Below are 14,834 nucleotides of genomic sequence, written 5' to 3' on the forward strand. Positions count from 1 at the left end.
CCGAGTGCATGGCACACTTCTAGCGCGACAAGTCCGGTGGAGGGGAGGCTTCGTGGCCGACGGCCGCACCGCACCGACAGTGGGTCAGATGGTTCTCGGCCTGCGCCTGAGAGACCTGCGGGAGAGAGCCGACTGCTCCTTCGCGGAAGCCGCCGCCGCCCTGAGTGTCAACTCGACCACGGTCCGTCGCATGGAGAAGGCCGAGGTCGGCCTCAAGCCGCCCTACGTGGAGAAACTGCTCAAGACCTACGGCGTCCCCGAGGCGGAGATCACCTCGTTCCTCTCGCTGGTGGACGAGGCGAACAGGCCCGGCTGGTGGCAGGGCTTCCGCGATGTCCTCCCCTCCTGGTTCAGCCTCTACGTCAGCCTGGAGGGCGAGGCGAGCCTCATCCGCTCCTACGAGCCCCACTGCGTGCCCGGGCTGCTCCAGACGCCGGAGTACGCGCGGGCCCTGCTGAGCACCGGCTTCCCCAACGCGAGCGAGGAGGAGCTGAGCCGCCGCGTCGCACTGCGCATGCAGCGGCAGGAGCTGCTCCAGCGGCCGGACGGGCCTCGCCTGTGGGTCGTCCTGGAGGAGCAGGTGGTGCGCCGCCACGTCGGCGAACCCGGCGTCATGCGCGGCCAGATCGACCGGCTCATCGAGGCGACGGCCATGCCGAACGTGACGGTGCAGGTCCTCCCCTTCACCTCCGGGCCGCACCCGGCCATGTTCGGGCCGTTCCAGCTCTTCCGCTTCGACATCCCCGAACTGCCCGACATCGTCTACATCGAGAGCCTGAGCGGCGCCGTCTACCACGACCAGCGCCCGGACACCGCCGCCTACCTGGAGGCACTGGACCGTATGGGCGCGCAGGCCGCCCCCGCGACGCGCACCGAGACTCTTCTCGGTGAGATCCGCAAGGAGTTCTGACACATGGGCCGCAACCGATGAGCCGCATCTACAACGGCATGCCCGCCAGCGAACTCGGCAGCGAGGGCTGGCACAAGCCCTGGAGCGGCCCGAACGGGGGCAACTGCCTGGAGGTGATGAAGCTGGCAGACGGCCGGGTCGCCCTGCGGCAGTCCACGGACCCGGACGGGCCGGCGCTCATCTACGCCCCTGACGAGATCGACACGTTCATACGGGGAGCGAAGCGCGGCGAGGCCGACTTTCTGCTCATGTGATCCCGGGAGGGCCGGGATAGCGATGGGAACCGGAACGGAGACACCGTTGGCTGGACAGGGTCAGGCACCCCAGATCGAGACCGACAGAGCGCACCCCGCCCGGATGTACGACTACTACCTGGGCGGCCACCACCACTCCGAGGCCGACGCCAGGGCCGCGGAGAAGGTCGCCGCCGCGATGCCCGTCGTCTGGCCCGCCGCGCGTGCGAACCGCGACTTCATGACGCGCGCCACGCGCTGGCTGGCGGGCCCCTGCGGCGTGCGGCAGTTCCTCGACATCGGCTCCGGCATCCCCACCGAGCCCAATCTGCACCAGGTCGCCCAGTCGGTGGCTCCCGAAGCGAAGGTCCTCTACAGCGACAGCGACCCGCAGGTCCTCCGGCACGGCCGCGAGCTGCTGCGCGGGGCGCCCGAGAGCGGCACGGCGTACATCCACGCCGACGTGACGGACCCGGTGAGCATCCTGGACGCGCCCGAGCTGAGCGACACCATCGATCTGGGACGGCCTGTCGCGCTCTCGGTCAACGCCGTCTTCCACTTCATCGGCGACGAGCACCGTCCGCACGAGATCGTCCGTACCCTGCTGGGCGCCCTGCCCGCGGGCAGCTACCTCGTCCTCACCCACACGACCGCGGACTTCGTCGACGCCGCACGGGTCGAGGGCGCCACGAACGCGCTGCAGGCGTACGCGGACAGCGGCTCGCCGCTGCGGCCCCGTACGCGCAGCGAGGTGGCCCGCTTCTTCGACGGCCTGGAGCTGCTGGAGCCCGGCCTGGTCGTACCGCACCGCTGGCGGCCCGGCCCGGAGACCCCGCGGTTCGGCGACACGGAGATCCCCGGTTACGTCGGCGTCGCCAGGAAGCCCTGAGCGCACGGGAGTCCGGGCCGGCCGCCTCCTCCGAGGAGCCCCAGGGCCGGGCCGGCAACGGGTGCGTCGTTGACAGGCACGGGCGCGCGGACGCACGATAAGCAAGCGCTTAGACAGACAGCCGTCACGCCGCCGACCGGGATCGGACCTCGCCATGGCCACACCCTCGCTCCTCCTCTCCCGCCGCGATCTGGACTTCCTCCTCTACGAGTGGCTCGACGCGGAGGAGCTGACCCGCAGGCCGCGCTTCGCCGAGCACTCCCGCGAGACCTTCGACGCCGTGCTCGACCTCAGCGAGCAGATCGCCACGCGCCACTTCGCCCCGCACAACAAGAAGAACGACCAGGAGGAGCCGCGCTTCGACGGCGAGAGGGTCCACACCGTCCCCGAGGCCAAGGAGGCGCTGGACGCCTTCACAAGGGCCGATCTGCTGGCCGCGCCCATGGACGAGGAGCTGGGCGGCATGCAGCTGCCGCAGCTGCTCGCCACCGCGTGCTTCAGCTGGTTCCAGGCCGCCAACGTCGGCACGTCCTCCTACGTCTTCCTCACCCTCGGGAACGCCCGGCTGCTGTGCGAGCACGGCACGCAGGAGCAGATCGACACCTACGTGCGCCCGATGCTCGCGGGACGCTTCTTCGGCACCATGTGCCTCTCGGAGCCGCAGGCGGGCTCGTCCCTCGCGGACGTCGCGACACGCGCAGAGGAGCAGGCCGACGGCACCTACCGGCTGTTCGGCAGCAAGATGTGGATCTCGGCGGGCGACCACGAACTCGCGGAGAACATCGTCCACTTGGTGCTCGCCCGCATTCCCGGCGGCCCGCCCGGCGTCAAGGGCCTGTCGCTGTTCGTCGTGCCCAAACGCCTGGTGGGCGCGGACGGTTCCGTCGGCGAACGCAACGACGTCGTCACCGCGGGGCTCAACCACAAGATGGGCTACCGCGGTACGACCAACGCCCTGCTCAACTTCGGGGAGGGGGCGCACAGTCCGGGCGGGAGCGCGGGCGCGGTGGGTCACCTCGTGGGCGAACCGCACCGCGGCCTGGCGTACATGTTCCACATGATGAACGGGGCGCGCATCGGCGTCGGCGCGGGAGCCATGGCCCTCGGCTACACCGGGTACCTCAAGTCCTTGCAGTACGCGCGCGAGCGGCCCCAGGGACGCCCCGTCGCGGCCAAGGACGCCGCCGCGCCGCAGGTCCCCATCATCGAACACGCCGACGTGCGGCGGATGTTGCTCGCGCAGAAGTCGTACGTCGAAGGGGCGCTCGGCCTGCTGCTGTACTGCTCGCGGCTCGTCGACGAGCAGCAGACGGCGGAGCGGGAGGAGGAGCGGGCGCACGCGCGGCTGCTGCTGGACGTCCTGACCCCCGTCGCCAAGAGCTGGCCCTCGCAGTGGTGCCTGGAGGCCAACAGCCTCGCCATCCAGGTGCACGGCGGCTACGGGTACACCCGCGAGTACGACGTCGAGCAGCACTACCGCGACAACCGCCTCAACCCGATCCACGAGGGCACACACGGCATCCAGGCGCTGGACCTGCTGGGCCGGAAGGCCGTCATGGACGGCGGGGCGGGGCTCGTCGCGCTCGGTGAGACCATCGGCGCGACCGTCGAGCGCGCGCTGGCCGCGGGCGGTGAGGCGGCCGAACTCGCCACCGCGCTACGGGAGTCGTGGGAGCGGGCGGAGAAGGTGACGGCACGGCTGTGGGGCACCGGCGACCCGTCCGTCGCTCTGGCCAACGCCACCGTCTACCTGGAGGCGGTCGGCCACACCGTCGTCGCGTGGATATGGCTCGGGCAGTACCTCGCCGCCCAGGGCGGCGACGAAGCGTTCCTCCAGGGCAAGCGCCAGGCGGCACGCTTCTTCTTCCGGCACGAACTGCCGCGCACCGGGCCCCAGTTCGACCTGCTCGAAGCGCTCGACACCACCACGCTGGAGACCGACCCGGGCTGGTTCTGACCGCTGCCCGGCACGGCCGGCGGCCCGGTGCCCGTCGCGCGTACGGCGGCCCCGGCGCGCCCCTGAAGCGGGGGTGCCGGGGCCGCCGTGCCGCCGTGCGGATGGTGCGGGCGGGGTCTTGGCGGGCGCGGTTCAGTCGTCCTCGTCGCAGTCCAGCTCCTCGCCGTTCACCGGCCCGCCCTCGACATGGCTGCGGTCGAAGTCGACGTCGGCGACGGTCGCGCCCTCCGTTCCCGGACGCACGGTGAACACCTCGTCGTGCTTGTCCCCGCGCACCGGTACCGGCCGCAGCACGGCCCCGGGCAGGGCCGCCGCGACCGTGCTCGCCTTGCGCTGCCAGTACGGGTCGTAGGTGATCTCGGTGCGGCCCTTGCGGGGGCCGCCCTTCCCACCGTCGGCCACCTGCACGGCGAAGCCGTTGTCCCGCAGGTCCTGCGCCATGCGCGCGGCGGCCTTACCGCTCCCCTCGACCCGGACCTTCACCGTCTCCGGCGCGTACGGGACGGGGGTGCTGCCCGGCTTCGGGCCGGTCGCCGGGTTCCCCGTGATCGGCCGGTCCGCGGCCAGGTCGGCGAAGAGCGCCCGGGCACGCGGGCCGTCCCAGCGGAGCGTGGAGCCCCAGACGGGCGACTTGTGGTCGAAATCGCCGATGGGGACGGTCGCGAACTCTGTCTGATCGGCCTCCAGTCCGCGGATGCCGCGGGCGATGCCGACGATCCGTCGCATGGTGAGGGTGCTGTCGGTGCGGACCGCCTTCCGCAGCGAGTGGGCGGCGCGGACCAGCTCCACGGGGTCGCCGGCGAAGCGCTCGCCGGCCAGCGTGCGCAGCAGCTCGCCCAGCACATGCTGCTGACGGCGCACGCGGGCCACGTCGCCGGGCGGGTCGAGGTGGCGGGCCCGCACGTACCGCAGCGTCCGGTTGCCGTCCAGGACATGCGTGCCCTCACCGAGCTTCAGACCGGAGTTTTTGTCCTGCAGCGGCTTGTCCGTGCAGACCTTCGCACCGTCGAGCCGGTCGACCGCCTTCTCGAAGCCCACGAAGTCGGTCTCCGCGTAGTGGTCGACGCGGACTCCCGTCGCGGCCTCCACCGTGCGGACGGCCAGGGCCGGACCGCCGTGCGCGAAGGCGCTGTTGATCTTGCCGAGGTGGCGGGTCGCACCTCCCTTGACCTTCCCGAAGCCCTTGCCGGTGTCGCGGTGCGCGGCGAAGCGCACGTAGGAGTCGCGGGGGATGCTCACCACGCTGACGCGCTCCCTGTCCGCGGAGATGTGCACCAGCATCATCACGTCGGTGCAGTCGCACTGCTCGCCGTTGACGTGCAGGCGGTCCCGGGTCGCCTTGTCGATGCCGTCCCGCCGGTCGAGGCCGACGAGCAGGATGTTGGTCCCGGGACGGTCTGCGGGCCGCCCCGCCTTCGGCAGTCCGGAGACGGCGTCACGCACCTTCTCCTCGGCGCCGTCCGCGGGGGCACGGCCGCCGGCCGGGTCCGGGGCCAGGGCCGCGCCGCAGGTGAGGGCGGCGCAGAGGACGCCGGTGAGGGCGACGGCGCGACGGGAGTTCGCCGGAAGGCGCCCGGCGCCGGCAGGGGCCGGGCGGGCGCCGGGTCTCGGACGAGCCCTTCGGTACGGGCGGGACGGACGGGGGCGGGGGTTGCGGGAGAGGGAAGACATCGGGCCTGTACACCTCCGCGGAATGAGGGATTCCGCATGCTAGGCACGGGGCTCGCGACTGCCCGGCCCATCCGTCCTGCCAGAGGCCGGGCTCACTCAGTCAGATGAACGCCGCGTTCGCGCCGCGGTCCCGCCGCCCCCTGCCGCCCGCTGCCGCCCTCATCGGGCGGCCGTCCGGTCACCGCCGGAGCACCCGGGAGAACCGTCACTCCACATCGTCACGCGGCTCCAGCGGCCGGGTCGCCGGGCCCTGGATGACGCGGCCCTCAGTGTCGAACCGCGAACCGTGGCACGGGCACTCCCAGGCACCCTCGGCGTCGTTGAAGCGCACCAGGCATCCCAGGTGCGTGCACCGCGGCGAGAGGGCCCGGATCTCGCCCTCCGGCGTGCGGTGCACCGCGCAGCGCCGCCCGCGGATCCGCACGATCGCCCCCGCGCCCGGGGCGATCTCGTCGACGGAGTCGACGTAGGAGGAGCGCAGCCGGTCGCCGACGAAACGGCCCGCGACCGTCGACTGGAAGCGCAGCATCGCCGGTGCCTCACGAGGGCTGAGCCTGCGCGGGTCGTACAGCTTCGCCCAGGGCGGCAGCGGTTCCCCGTTGATGTACGCGGCGAGCAGCTGCCCCGACAGGACACCGCCGGACATGCCCCAGCCGCCGAACCCGGTCGCCACCCACGTGTGCTGGGCGGCGGGGTGGAACGGTCCGATGTACGGCACCCGGTCGGTGGTGTCGTTGTCCTGCGTCGCCCAGCGGTGCACGAGCCGCGCGTCCGGGAAGCGCTCGTACGTCCACGCGGCGAGCCGCTCGTAGCCCGCGCCGACCGAGCCCTGGCCGCTCGTGCCCGGCGTGAACTTCTCGCCCGTGACGATCAGCAGGCGCTTCCCGCTGCCGAAGGGGTAGGGGGCGGTGCGCACGGAGCGGGTGCCGCGCTCCGGGGTGAGGTAGCTGCCGCCGGGGTCCTGCTCCGCGGGGAGCACGGCCGAGACGACCAGCTCGCGGCGCGGCTCCAGCCGGGAGAACATCAACGCCCTGTCGAACACGGGGTAATGGGTGGCCACGACGACGTCCCGGGCACGGACCTCCGCCCCGTTCTCGGTGAACAGACGGCACGGCTCACCCGCGTCCAGGCCCATGACGCGGGTGCGCTCGTAGACGCGTCCGCCGTACCGCTGCAGGTCCGCGGCCAGGGCGAGGAGGTACTTGCGCGGATGGAACTGCGCCTGGTCCTCCACGCGTACGGCCGCGCACACCGGGAAGGGCAGTCCCGTCCGCGTGACGAAGGTGGCGGGAAGGCCGGCCTCACGCGCCGCCTCTGCCTCGGCCCGCACTTCGTCCGCGTGGTGTTCGGACTCCACGAAGGTGTGCGCCGGACCGCGCTCCAGCTCGCAGTCGATCCCCAACTCCTCGGCGACCGCGCTGAGATGCTCGATGGCCTGCTGCTGTGACTCGGCGTAGAGCCGCGCGCCCTCGGCGCCGCGGGTGTCGCGCAGGTACGCGTAGAGGAGGCCGTGCAGGGACGAGACCTTGCCCGTCGTGTGGCCGGTGACGCCCGCGGCGATACGGTCCGACTCCAGCACGGCGACACTGCGGCCGCTGCGCGCCAGCTCCCAGGCCGCCGAGAGCCCGGCGACTCCCCCGCCGACCACGGCGACGTCCACCTCGATCTCACTGCCGGCCGGGAGGGGTGCATAGGGAGCCGCCCCGGCGGACAGCATCCAGTAGGACTCGTAACCGACGGGCAGAGTGGTCACCGCTGCTCCTCATGTGGTCATCCGGCGCGCGGCCGGGCAGCCTCGTACCGGCCTGCGAGCGCGCGCAGGCCGTCCCCCGAAGGTCCGTCGAACTGTTCGACCTTGCTGTGATTCCCAGCGTCGCCGCGCTCACTCCCGATCACCGTGGGTTTCCGCGCGTGCGCACGTGTCCGGGGAGAGGGCGGGGGTACCCGCCAACGCCTCCGACCGCGCATCCACGGAGGTGCTGAGAATGAAGGCAGTCGTCTGGCAGGGGAAGCGGGACGTGCAGGTCATGGAGGTGCCCGACCCCGCCCTCAAGGAACCGACGGACGCGGTCCTGCGGATCACGTCGAGTGGCCTGTGCGGCTCCGACCTGCACCTCTACGAGGTCCTGACGCCGCTGATGACGCCTGGCGACATCGTGGGGCACGAGCCGATGGGCATCGTGGAGGAGGTCGGCAGCGAGGTCACGAACCTCAAGCCCGGCGACAGGGTCGTGGTGCCCTTCCAGATCGCCTGCGGCTCCTGCTTCATGTGCGGACTGGGCCTTCAGACCCAGTGCGAGACGACGCAGGTCCGCGACCAGAACATGGGCGCCCCGCTCTTCGGCTACACCAAGCTCTACGGCGCCGTGCCGGGAGCCCAGGCCGAGTACCTGCGGGTGCCGCAGGCGCAGTACGGGCCCGTCAAGGTGCCCGAGGGGCCCGCCGACGACCGCTTCCTGTTCCTGTCCGACGTCCTGCCCACCGCCTGGCAGGCCGTGGAGTACGCGGACGTGCCGAAGGACGGCACGCTGGCAGTGGTCGGACTCGGGCCCATCGGCGACATGGCGTGCCGCATCGCGATGGAGAAGGGCGCACGCCAGGTGATCGGCATCGATCTCGTGCCCGAGCGGCTGGCGCGCGTCAGGGCGCGCGGCGCGCAGGTGCTCGACGTGACCGAGCACGACGACATCGGCGAAGCCGTACGGGAGTTGACGTCCGGACGGGGCGCCGACGCCGTGATCGACGCCGTGGGCATGGAGGCGCACGGCAACGTCGCGGGAAAGGTGGCGCAGACCGTCGGCGGCATGCTGCCGGGGAAGCTGGCCGAGAAGGCGATCGCCAAGGCAGGCGTCGACCGGCTCTCCGCCTTCCAGCACTGCGTCGACATCGTGCGGCGCGGCGGGACGATCTCACTCTCCGGCGTGTACGGCGGCGCCGCGGACCCGCTGCCGATGCTCACCCTGTTCGACAAGCAGGTGCAGCTCCGGATGGGTCAGGCCAACGTCAAGCGCTGGGTTCCGGAGATCCTGCCGCTGCTGACGGACGAGGACGTGCTGGGCGTCGACGAGTTCGCGACGCACCACCTGCCGCTGTCGCAGGCGCCCGAGGCGTACGAGATGTTCCAGAAGAAGGCGGACGGCGCCGTGAAGGTGGTCTTCCGGCCGTAACCCGTGCCGTAGCCGGTTCGCCGAAGGCGGCGAGGGGGATCGGGCTCCGGCCCGCTCCCCTCCCCGCCACCCCCGCCCGCGAACGTGGAGTCGCCGGGCCAGAAAGCTCGTCGACCACCGCTGCACGCCTCAGAGTTGACGGTCCGGCGCCGCGACCGGAGCGGAAGCGCCGTGCGGCGTCCCCCTGTTCGCGTCGACGGCCTCCACGGCTGCGGGGACGAGCACGACTTCCTGCGGAGTCCAGCAGTCCGAACGCTCGGTGGCGACTTCGGCCCCGCACCGGCGGCACACGAGGTTCGGGCCGTCGCAGCCGTCCAGGCCGCAGCAGCCGTTCCGCCGCCCGCGCAGCGGGGAGAGTCCGGTGCCCAGCACGTCGGTACGGGCCAGGACGACGCCGCTCAGACCCGCGTTCCGCAGGCCCGGCGCCCCTCCCGGGGGGGGCGCGGCGGGACGACCCGCTCCCCGGCGTCCGCCGGATCGTAGGCGAAACTGCCGGGAAGCATCCGCGGCGGGCACTCCTCGCCGGCCGGCAGCTCGTACGGTGCCGGGGCGTCGTCCGGGTCGGGCAACGGCACCTCCCGTACGGGCGCGGTGAGTTCGCTGTGGCAGCGGCGGCAGCGGAAGACGACCATGCGCACCATTGTCCGGACCGGGCAGTCCGGGCGCCTCCCGATTCCGGGGCCGGGCGGGGCCGGGCGGGGCGTGGGCCGGACCCGCTCCGGGTTCGGCCCGCGCCCCGGCCCCCGTCACCCCTTGACGTGCAGGATGTCCAGCACTTCCCGGTCGCTCAGCTGCGGGAACCACTCGTACCAGAAGCCGACCGACCCGAAGGCCGGCGGCACCTCCACGCACACGACCTCGTCGGCGGCGTCGGCCAGCAGCTCCACCGCCTGCGGGGAGCACACCGGAGCGGCGATGTACGTACGGGCGGGATGCGCGCGGCGCACGGCCCGCAGGGCGGCACGCGCGGTGGAGCCCGTGGCGACCCCGTCGTCGACGAGCACCGCCGAGCGGCCCTCCAGCTCCAGCGGGGGCCGCCCGTGCCGGTAGACGTTCTCCCGGCGCCTCAGCTCGGCCTGCTCCCGCTCGGCGACCGGCCGGAGCTCGTCCTCGGTCAGCCCCAACTGGCCGAGCAGCACCGGGTCGTAGAGCGGCGGCGCGTCGCCCGCGACGGCTCCGACCCCCAGCTCCGGCTGGAACGGGGCGCCGATCTTGCGCGCCACGACGACGTCCAGCGGGGCGCCGAGGACGCGGGCGACCTCGTCCGCGACGGGCACGCCGCCGCGCGGCAGGGCCAGCACCACGGGGTCGTCCAGCAGCCCTCGCTCCTGTAGATCTGTCAGCTTGCCGGCGAGCGCCCTTCCGGCTTCCCGGCGGTCGGGGAACTGCATGGCTGCGCCCTCCTCTGCGCCTGACCGCCCCCTCATGCCGCGGCCGGCGGCCCTTGAGCGGCGCGTCGCGGGCGGCCTGTCGTGGGCGGCGTGCCATGACCGGCGCACGGTCCGGCCATGACCGGGGTCTCCGCTCCGCGGTACCCGGCAGACACGCCCCTACACAGAAGCCCTGGACCGGAAGTTCCGCTTCCGCCACGGGAATTCCCCCGAATCCGCTCCCGAAGGCGTGCCCTCACCACTACGGTGTGTGGCTGCGGGGATCGTCATAGGGGTTACATGCCGGGAGGGGCTCCGCGATGGGCATGGAAGGGCCGACGCCTGCTGTGCACGTGCAAGGCGTCGTACAGGAGATCATGGCGCGCGCCCTGAACCCCTTCGACATATCGGACGCCGTGCTCGGCCGCCTCGAGGAGGCCGTGGCCTGCCACGTCGAGCTGCACGGCTGGCGGCAGCGGAAGTCACCCGCACCGAGCCTGCACAGCAGCAGCTACCGCCACGTCTTCCTGCTGCGCGACGGCACTCTGCTCCCGCTGTGGGAGCTCCGCTACGACAGCGAGGACGGCGGCGTCCTGTACGAGGTGTACGAGGACCCCGCGTCCCTGGCCCGCTCCGAGCGCCGCGTACAAGGGGCGTCCCAGGAGACGCCGGCCGGAGGACTGCACGCCCGCCGCCCCGGCGGGTTCGAGACCGGCGAGGGCGACGACGCGCCCGGCGCATACGGGAGCCCGCTCGACGGCGCCGGAGTCACGCAGCCGCTGGACTTCGACCTGCCGGCGGAGTTCCGGTTCGGCCGCCGCACCTACACCGGGAACGACTCCCCGGACCACGCCCGCCGCCTGCTGCGCCGAGCCGCGAACGCCGACCGTCCCGGCGAGGACGTCCGCCGGCTGCTCGCCACCGCCTGCGGGCACCAGATCCTGCCCGTGCCCCGGCCGCAGGAACTCGCCCAGGAGTGGGAGCTGTGGTGCTCCCTCTACGAGCACGCCTTCCTGCTGGCGGACGGCACCGAGTTCAGCCTGTACGAGCTGGAGCACGACCGCACCGAGCACGGCGGGCTCGTCTGCGAGGTCTACCTCGAGGAGAGCTTCGCCGGCGAGGCCGCCCTCCGCCTCTCGCGCGGCGAGAGCTGAGCCCGGTACCCCTTCTCGTGCGCCGCTCCCACTGCCCGGCGGTGTCACGCGCCCCCGCGGCACCGTGAACCGCCTTCCGGCCCGCCGCGGCCGGTGCACCTGTGCCCCTGCCGTGACCCCTTGTGACCTTACCGGCGCCTTACGTATCGTGGGCGCGCTCCGTAACCGCTCTGACGCTCCGTAACTTCCTTCACGGGGTGCCCACTTGACCGGAGGATCCGCCATGACCGCTCGCGGACGTCACCGCAGGAACCGGCCCAGTACGCTCGCCCGCACCTCGCTGCGGGTCACCGCGGGCGGGGCCGGAGTGGTGATCCCCCTGATCGGGGCGCAGCTGGTGCAGGCGGCGCCGGCCGACACGTGGCAGAAGGTCGCCGCCTGCGAGAGCGGCGGCAAGTGGGACATCAACACCGGCAACGGCTACTTCGGCGGACTGCAGTTCTCGCAGAGCACCTGGCAGGCGTACGGCGGCACGGCGTACGCACCACGCGCCGACCTGGCGACGAAGGACCAGCAACTGGCCGTGGCCGAGAAGGTCTTAGCCGGGCAGGGGCCCCGCGCATGGCCGAACTGCGGGCCCCGTGCGGGGCTCACCCGCGACGGCGCACAGCCGCGCCCCGCCTCCGTCGCGAAGCCGGCGGTGAAGCCGGCGGCCCAGGCAGCCGGGCAGTCCGGCGCGGCCGGGAAGGCGCAGGCGGCGGACGAGAAGGCGGAGTCCGAGGCCGGGGAGCGTGCCGAGCGGGCCGAACGGGCCAGGGCGGACCGCTCGAAGAAGGCCACGACGTACGAGGTCGTCGGCGGGGACAGCCTCTCCTCCATCGCCGAGGACCACGACGTGAAGGGCGGCTGGCCCGGTCTCTACGACCGCAACCGCGCCACCGTCGGCGGCGATCCCGACCTGATCCTGCCCGGTCAGCGGCTCCGCCTCGACGGCTCGGGGCGGGCGGAGCGCCCGGGGACCGAGGGGAAGAGCGCGAAGCCGAAGCCCGGCCCGGAGCAGAAGGCGTCGGAGACGGCCGGGCAGAAGGCAGACGCGGAAGCCCGTCAGAAGGCCGAGAAGGCCGCTCAGGAGTCCGCGCGGAAGGCCGCACAGGCGAAGGCGGAGAGAGCGGAGAAGGCCGCCAGAGCCGAGAAGGCCGCCAGGGCCGAGAAGGCGGAGAAGGCGGCAGCGGCTCGGAAGGCAGCGCAGGAGAAGGCCGCACGGGAGAAGGCAGCCCAGCGGAAGGCGCAGGCCCCCGCCGCGAAGAAGCCCTCCCCCGCGGCATCGGCCCCGGTCAGCGGGGCGCGCCCCAGCACCGCCTACCGCGCGTCGGGCAGCAACTGGTCGTCCGGGCACCACACGGGAGTGGACTTCGCCGTCCCCACCGGCACCACCGTCAAGGCCGTCGCCAACGCCAAGGTCGTCTCGGCGGGGTGGGCGGACGCCTACGGGTACGAGGTCGTACTGCGCCACAGCGACGGCAAGTACAGCCAGTACGGGCACCTCTCGGCGATCTCCGTACGCGCGGGCCAGACCGTCAACTCCGGGCAGCGCCTGGGCCGTTCGGGCTCGACGGGCAACGCGACGGGCCCGCACCTGCACTTCGAGATCCGCACGGGCCCCGGCTACGGCACCGACATAGACCCTCTCGGCTATCTCCGCGGGCGCGGCGTCCGGCTGTGAAGCGGCGGCCTCCGCCGGCGGCAGCGGGGCACTGACCGCCTGCTCGGCGACGCGGCCCCGACGGCCGGTACGCCGTCAGGGCCGCGGCCGACCCGATCAGCGGCCGCTCCGTCTCAGCGGTCCTCTTCGGTGCCCAGGTCGACCTGTTCGGGGCCGGGAGGCCTGGGCGTCCTCGGGTCGGGGCCCTCCGCCGCCTCCTCGACGCCCTCCACGTCCAGGCCGAGCTCCGGCTCGTCGTCCTCCGCTATGTGCATGGCCGTCTCCTCGCCGGAGAGGCCCTGCGCGGGCGATTCGGTGGAGAAGCTGTCCTGGTTGGCGGGCCGCCACGACAGCGGGTCGTCGCTCAGCTGGCCCGCCTGCTCCTCCCCGGGTCCCTCGGCCGCCTCGTCGCCGACGTCGGGCTCCTCCTCGGCGAGACGGTCCTCAAGCGGCTCGCCGGCTACCTGCTCGGAGAACGTCGTGCCGTAGCTCTCGACCGCCACGGGCTCGTCCCCCGGCACCGGCTCGCGCTGCGGATCGTTCGCCAGCTCCGCCTCGGGGGACCCGTCGGCGAGGTCGGGGATCCCCTCGTCTTCCGGTTGCGCCCCCGGATCGTGGCCTTCATCCTCAGTCATGCCACCCGGCGGTACCCGCGTGGGACCGGCGAAAACGTCGGCTCGGCCCCACGGCACCGCCGCACCTCCTCACGTACTGCGCGGCCCGGTCCCCCGGCCGGGGACACCGGCGCCGGGGCCGTTCCGGCCCGGCGGAGCCTCCCTCTCCTCACGTCTGCGCCGCAGCACCACCAGCAGATCCACGAGGGAGAACAGGGCGAGGAGCCCGCAGGCGACGGTCAGCACCAGCAGGGAGCCCGCGCTGGGCGCCTCGCCGGCTCCCGTCTGCGCCGTCCAGTACCCGAACAGGGCCGTGGCGGCGAGGAAGACGGGTGTGAAGATGCTCGCGAGGACCAGACGGGCGCGCAGCGCGCTGCGCGCGGTGACGGGCTCGGTGCCCGTACGTGGCAGGCGTGCCCCCGCGGCGGCCCGCCGCGCTCCGCGCGCCTCCGGGGCGTGCCCTCCGGGTGGACGGTGCGCGCCGGGGCGCGATGCCGCGGGGCGCCCGCCGGAGCGCGGTGCGTCGACGTGCGGCGTGCTGCGCTCGTCCGCGCCGTGCGGTGCTTCCGGCCGCTGTCCGGGTCGGCGAAGTGTCATGGCGTCGCCTCTTCTCGCTCTCGCACCCGCCCCCTGCCTGGGCTCCCCTCTCCAGTGTCCTCCCGCGCCGCTCGGACCCGGCGCCCTTCCGCATCGGACGGACCCCGGCCCCGGCCCCAAGCCCCGGCCCCGAATCCCGGCTCAGACCTCGGCCTCGTGGCAGACGCCGCAGGTGAACCGGCGGGCTTCCCTGGAGTGGGTGGTGACTCCCGTCCCCGCGGACTCGTGCACGATCTCCGGCGCCACGTGCGCGTGGTCGAGGCACAGCCCCGCACCGCACCGCGTGCACACGGCCACCGCGACAGTGGTCCGCTGCCGGCTCAGGCAGTCGTAGCAGTTCATGGCCGCCTCCCGGCCGCCGCTGGTCCCGTGCCCTCACTCAGAGGGCACGCCGGTTCGCTTTCCGCAGCCGGACGGCGGCCTCCGCAGGGTCCGGGTGCCACCCCGGCGCCCCGTGTAACGGCCTCCGCAGGCAGCGGACGTACCGGGCCGTACGCACGCGTGCTGCGGAATCCGCAGCGGCAGGCCCTCGGAGGGGTTACGGTGCCAGGCACCCGTCCTTCGCGTGGTGCTCCGGCAGCCGCGCCTGGGTCAACGGGAGGAGACGGCACACCAGTTGGGGTGCAGGGC

The 14,834-nt window shown here is 73.2% G+C and carries 15 protein-coding genes; 7 read left to right on the forward strand and 8 right to left on the reverse strand.

Features of this window, described 5'->3' with window-relative positions; translation table 11 throughout:
• Positions 1 to 52 precede the first annotated feature (52 nt).
• The 4 genes from H181DRAFT_RS13140 (at position 53) to H181DRAFT_RS13155 (ending at position 3,989) form a co-directional block, all read left to right on the forward strand.
• On the forward strand, positions 53 to 910 hold the full coding sequence (locus H181DRAFT_RS13140; protein WP_045864560.1) for a helix-turn-helix domain-containing protein: 858 nt from the start codon (positions 53 to 55) through the stop codon (positions 908 to 910).
• 17 nt (positions 911 to 927) lie between these two features.
• Positions 928 to 1,164, forward strand: coding sequence for a DUF397 domain-containing protein (locus H181DRAFT_RS13145; protein ID WP_045864561.1), 237 nt, complete (start codon positions 928 to 930; stop codon positions 1,162 to 1,164).
• A gap of 46 nt (positions 1,165 to 1,210) precedes the next feature.
• Positions 1,211 to 2,032 carry an SAM-dependent methyltransferase gene (locus H181DRAFT_RS13150; protein WP_254666825.1) on the forward strand — a complete coding sequence of 274 codons (822 nt, stop codon included), beginning with the start codon at positions 1,211 to 1,213 and terminating at the stop codon, positions 2,030 to 2,032.
• Between the two features lie 154 nt (positions 2,033 to 2,186).
• Positions 2,187 to 3,989 carry an acyl-CoA dehydrogenase gene (locus H181DRAFT_RS13155; protein WP_045864563.1) on the forward strand — a complete coding sequence of 601 codons (1,803 nt, stop codon included), beginning with the start codon at positions 2,187 to 2,189 and terminating at the stop codon, positions 3,987 to 3,989.
• Between the two features lie 132 nt (positions 3,990 to 4,121).
• On the opposite strand, the gene H181DRAFT_RS13160 is transcribed toward H181DRAFT_RS13155, so the two are convergent.
• Both H181DRAFT_RS13160 and H181DRAFT_RS13165 read right to left on the reverse strand, forming a co-directional pair.
• Positions 4,122 to 5,660 carry an LCP family protein gene (locus H181DRAFT_RS13160; protein ID WP_052708575.1) on the reverse strand — a complete coding sequence of 513 codons (1,539 nt, stop codon included), beginning with the start codon at positions 5,658 to 5,660 and terminating at the stop codon, positions 4,122 to 4,124.
• A gap of 205 nt (positions 5,661 to 5,865) precedes the next feature.
• On the reverse strand, positions 5,866 to 7,413 hold the full coding sequence (locus H181DRAFT_RS13165; RefSeq protein WP_045864564.1) for an FAD-dependent oxidoreductase: 1,548 nt from the start codon (positions 7,411 to 7,413) through the stop codon (positions 5,866 to 5,868).
• Positions 7,414 to 7,645: 232 nt separating this feature from the next.
• Between H181DRAFT_RS13165 and H181DRAFT_RS13170 the strand changes: the two genes are divergently transcribed.
• A complete protein-coding gene (locus H181DRAFT_RS13170) occupies positions 7,646 to 8,827 on the forward strand; it encodes a zinc-dependent alcohol dehydrogenase (RefSeq protein ID WP_045864565.1) in 1,182 nt (393 codons plus the stop codon).
• A gap of 129 nt (positions 8,828 to 8,956) precedes the next feature.
• Here the strand turns inward: H181DRAFT_RS13170 and H181DRAFT_RS13175 are convergent, their stop codons facing one another.
• From H181DRAFT_RS13175 to H181DRAFT_RS13185, 3 genes are all read right to left on the reverse strand, one after another.
• Positions 8,957 to 9,199: a hypothetical protein gene (locus H181DRAFT_RS13175; RefSeq protein ID WP_045864566.1), complete on the reverse strand. Its 243-nt coding sequence runs from the start codon at positions 9,197 to 9,199 to the stop codon at positions 8,957 to 8,959.
• A gap of 26 nt (positions 9,200 to 9,225) precedes the next feature.
• Positions 9,226 to 9,459 carry a hypothetical protein gene (locus H181DRAFT_RS13180; protein WP_139131702.1) on the reverse strand — a complete coding sequence of 78 codons (234 nt, stop codon included), beginning with the start codon at positions 9,457 to 9,459 and terminating at the stop codon, positions 9,226 to 9,228.
• 114 nt (positions 9,460 to 9,573) lie between these two features.
• Positions 9,574 to 10,218: a phosphoribosyltransferase gene (locus H181DRAFT_RS13185; RefSeq protein ID WP_045864568.1), complete on the reverse strand. Its 645-nt coding sequence runs from the start codon at positions 10,216 to 10,218 to the stop codon at positions 9,574 to 9,576.
• A gap of 299 nt (positions 10,219 to 10,517) precedes the next feature.
• On the opposite strand from H181DRAFT_RS13185, the gene H181DRAFT_RS13190 reads away from it, so the two are divergent.
• Both H181DRAFT_RS13190 and H181DRAFT_RS13195 read left to right on the forward strand, forming a co-directional pair.
• Positions 10,518 to 11,351: a DUF6227 family protein gene (locus H181DRAFT_RS13190; protein WP_045864569.1), complete on the forward strand. Its 834-nt coding sequence runs from the start codon at positions 10,518 to 10,520 to the stop codon at positions 11,349 to 11,351.
• 223 nt (positions 11,352 to 11,574) lie between these two features.
• Entirely contained in the window at positions 11,575 to 13,014 is a 1,440-nt protein-coding gene (locus H181DRAFT_RS13195; protein WP_045864570.1) for a transglycosylase family protein, read from the forward strand.
• Between the two features lie 113 nt (positions 13,015 to 13,127).
• On the opposite strand, the gene H181DRAFT_RS13200 is transcribed toward H181DRAFT_RS13195, so the two are convergent.
• The 3 genes from H181DRAFT_RS13200 to H181DRAFT_RS13210 all read right to left on the reverse strand — a co-directional run bounded on the left by H181DRAFT_RS13200 (position 13,128) and on the right by H181DRAFT_RS13210 (position 14,546).
• A complete protein-coding gene (locus H181DRAFT_RS13200; RefSeq protein ID WP_052708576.1) occupies positions 13,128 to 13,628 on the reverse strand; it encodes a hypothetical protein in 501 nt (166 codons plus the stop codon).
• A gap of 69 nt (positions 13,629 to 13,697) precedes the next feature.
• Positions 13,698 to 14,204: a DUF6343 family protein gene (locus H181DRAFT_RS29920; protein ID WP_254666826.1), complete on the reverse strand. Its 507-nt coding sequence runs from the start codon at positions 14,202 to 14,204 to the stop codon at positions 13,698 to 13,700.
• A 141-nt stretch (positions 14,205 to 14,345) separates the two neighbouring features.
• Positions 14,346 to 14,546: a DUF2180 family protein gene (locus H181DRAFT_RS13210; protein ID WP_045864571.1), complete on the reverse strand. Its 201-nt coding sequence runs from the start codon at positions 14,544 to 14,546 to the stop codon at positions 14,346 to 14,348.
• Positions 14,547 to 14,834: the final 288 nt, after the last annotated feature.

The organism is Streptomyces sp. WMMB 714, assembly GCF_900090125.1.
GTDB lineage: Bacteria > Actinomycetota > Actinomycetes > Streptomycetales > Streptomycetaceae > Streptomyces > Streptomyces daqingensis.

What these genes read in the sequence shown, in the direction of transcription:
- H181DRAFT_RS13180 (WP_139131702.1), bottom strand. Translation starts at nt 9,459, where the DNA reads ATGGTCGTCTTCCGCTGCCGCCGCTGCCACAGCGAACTCACCGCGCCC.
- H181DRAFT_RS13190 (WP_045864569.1), top strand. Translation starts at nt 10,518, where the DNA reads ATGGGCATGGAAGGGCCGACGCCTGCTGTGCACGTGCAAGGCGTCGTA.
- H181DRAFT_RS13185 (WP_045864568.1), bottom strand. Translation starts at nt 10,218, where the DNA reads ATGCAGTTCCCCGACCGCCGGGAAGCCGGAAGGGCGCTCGCCGGCAAG.
- H181DRAFT_RS29920 (WP_254666826.1), bottom strand. Translation starts at nt 14,204, where the DNA reads ATGACACTTCGCCGACCCGGACAGCGGCCGGAAGCACCGCACGGCGCG.
- H181DRAFT_RS13200 (WP_052708576.1), bottom strand. Translation starts at nt 13,628, where the DNA reads ATGACTGAGGATGAAGGCCACGATCCGGGGGCGCAACCGGAAGACGAG.
- H181DRAFT_RS13170 (WP_045864565.1), top strand. Translation starts at nt 7,646, where the DNA reads ATGAAGGCAGTCGTCTGGCAGGGGAAGCGGGACGTGCAGGTCATGGAG.
- H181DRAFT_RS13155 (WP_045864563.1), top strand. Translation starts at nt 2,187, where the DNA reads ATGGCCACACCCTCGCTCCTCCTCTCCCGCCGCGATCTGGACTTCCTC.
- H181DRAFT_RS13160 (WP_052708575.1), bottom strand. Translation starts at nt 5,660, where the DNA reads ATGTCTTCCCTCTCCCGCAACCCCCGCCCCCGTCCGTCCCGCCCGTAC.
- H181DRAFT_RS13210 (WP_045864571.1), bottom strand. Translation starts at nt 14,546, where the DNA reads ATGAACTGCTACGACTGCCTGAGCCGGCAGCGGACCACTGTCGCGGTG.
- H181DRAFT_RS13145 (WP_045864561.1), top strand. Translation starts at nt 928, where the DNA reads ATGAGCCGCATCTACAACGGCATGCCCGCCAGCGAACTCGGCAGCGAG.
- H181DRAFT_RS13195 (WP_045864570.1), top strand. Translation starts at nt 11,575, where the DNA reads ATGACCGCTCGCGGACGTCACCGCAGGAACCGGCCCAGTACGCTCGCC.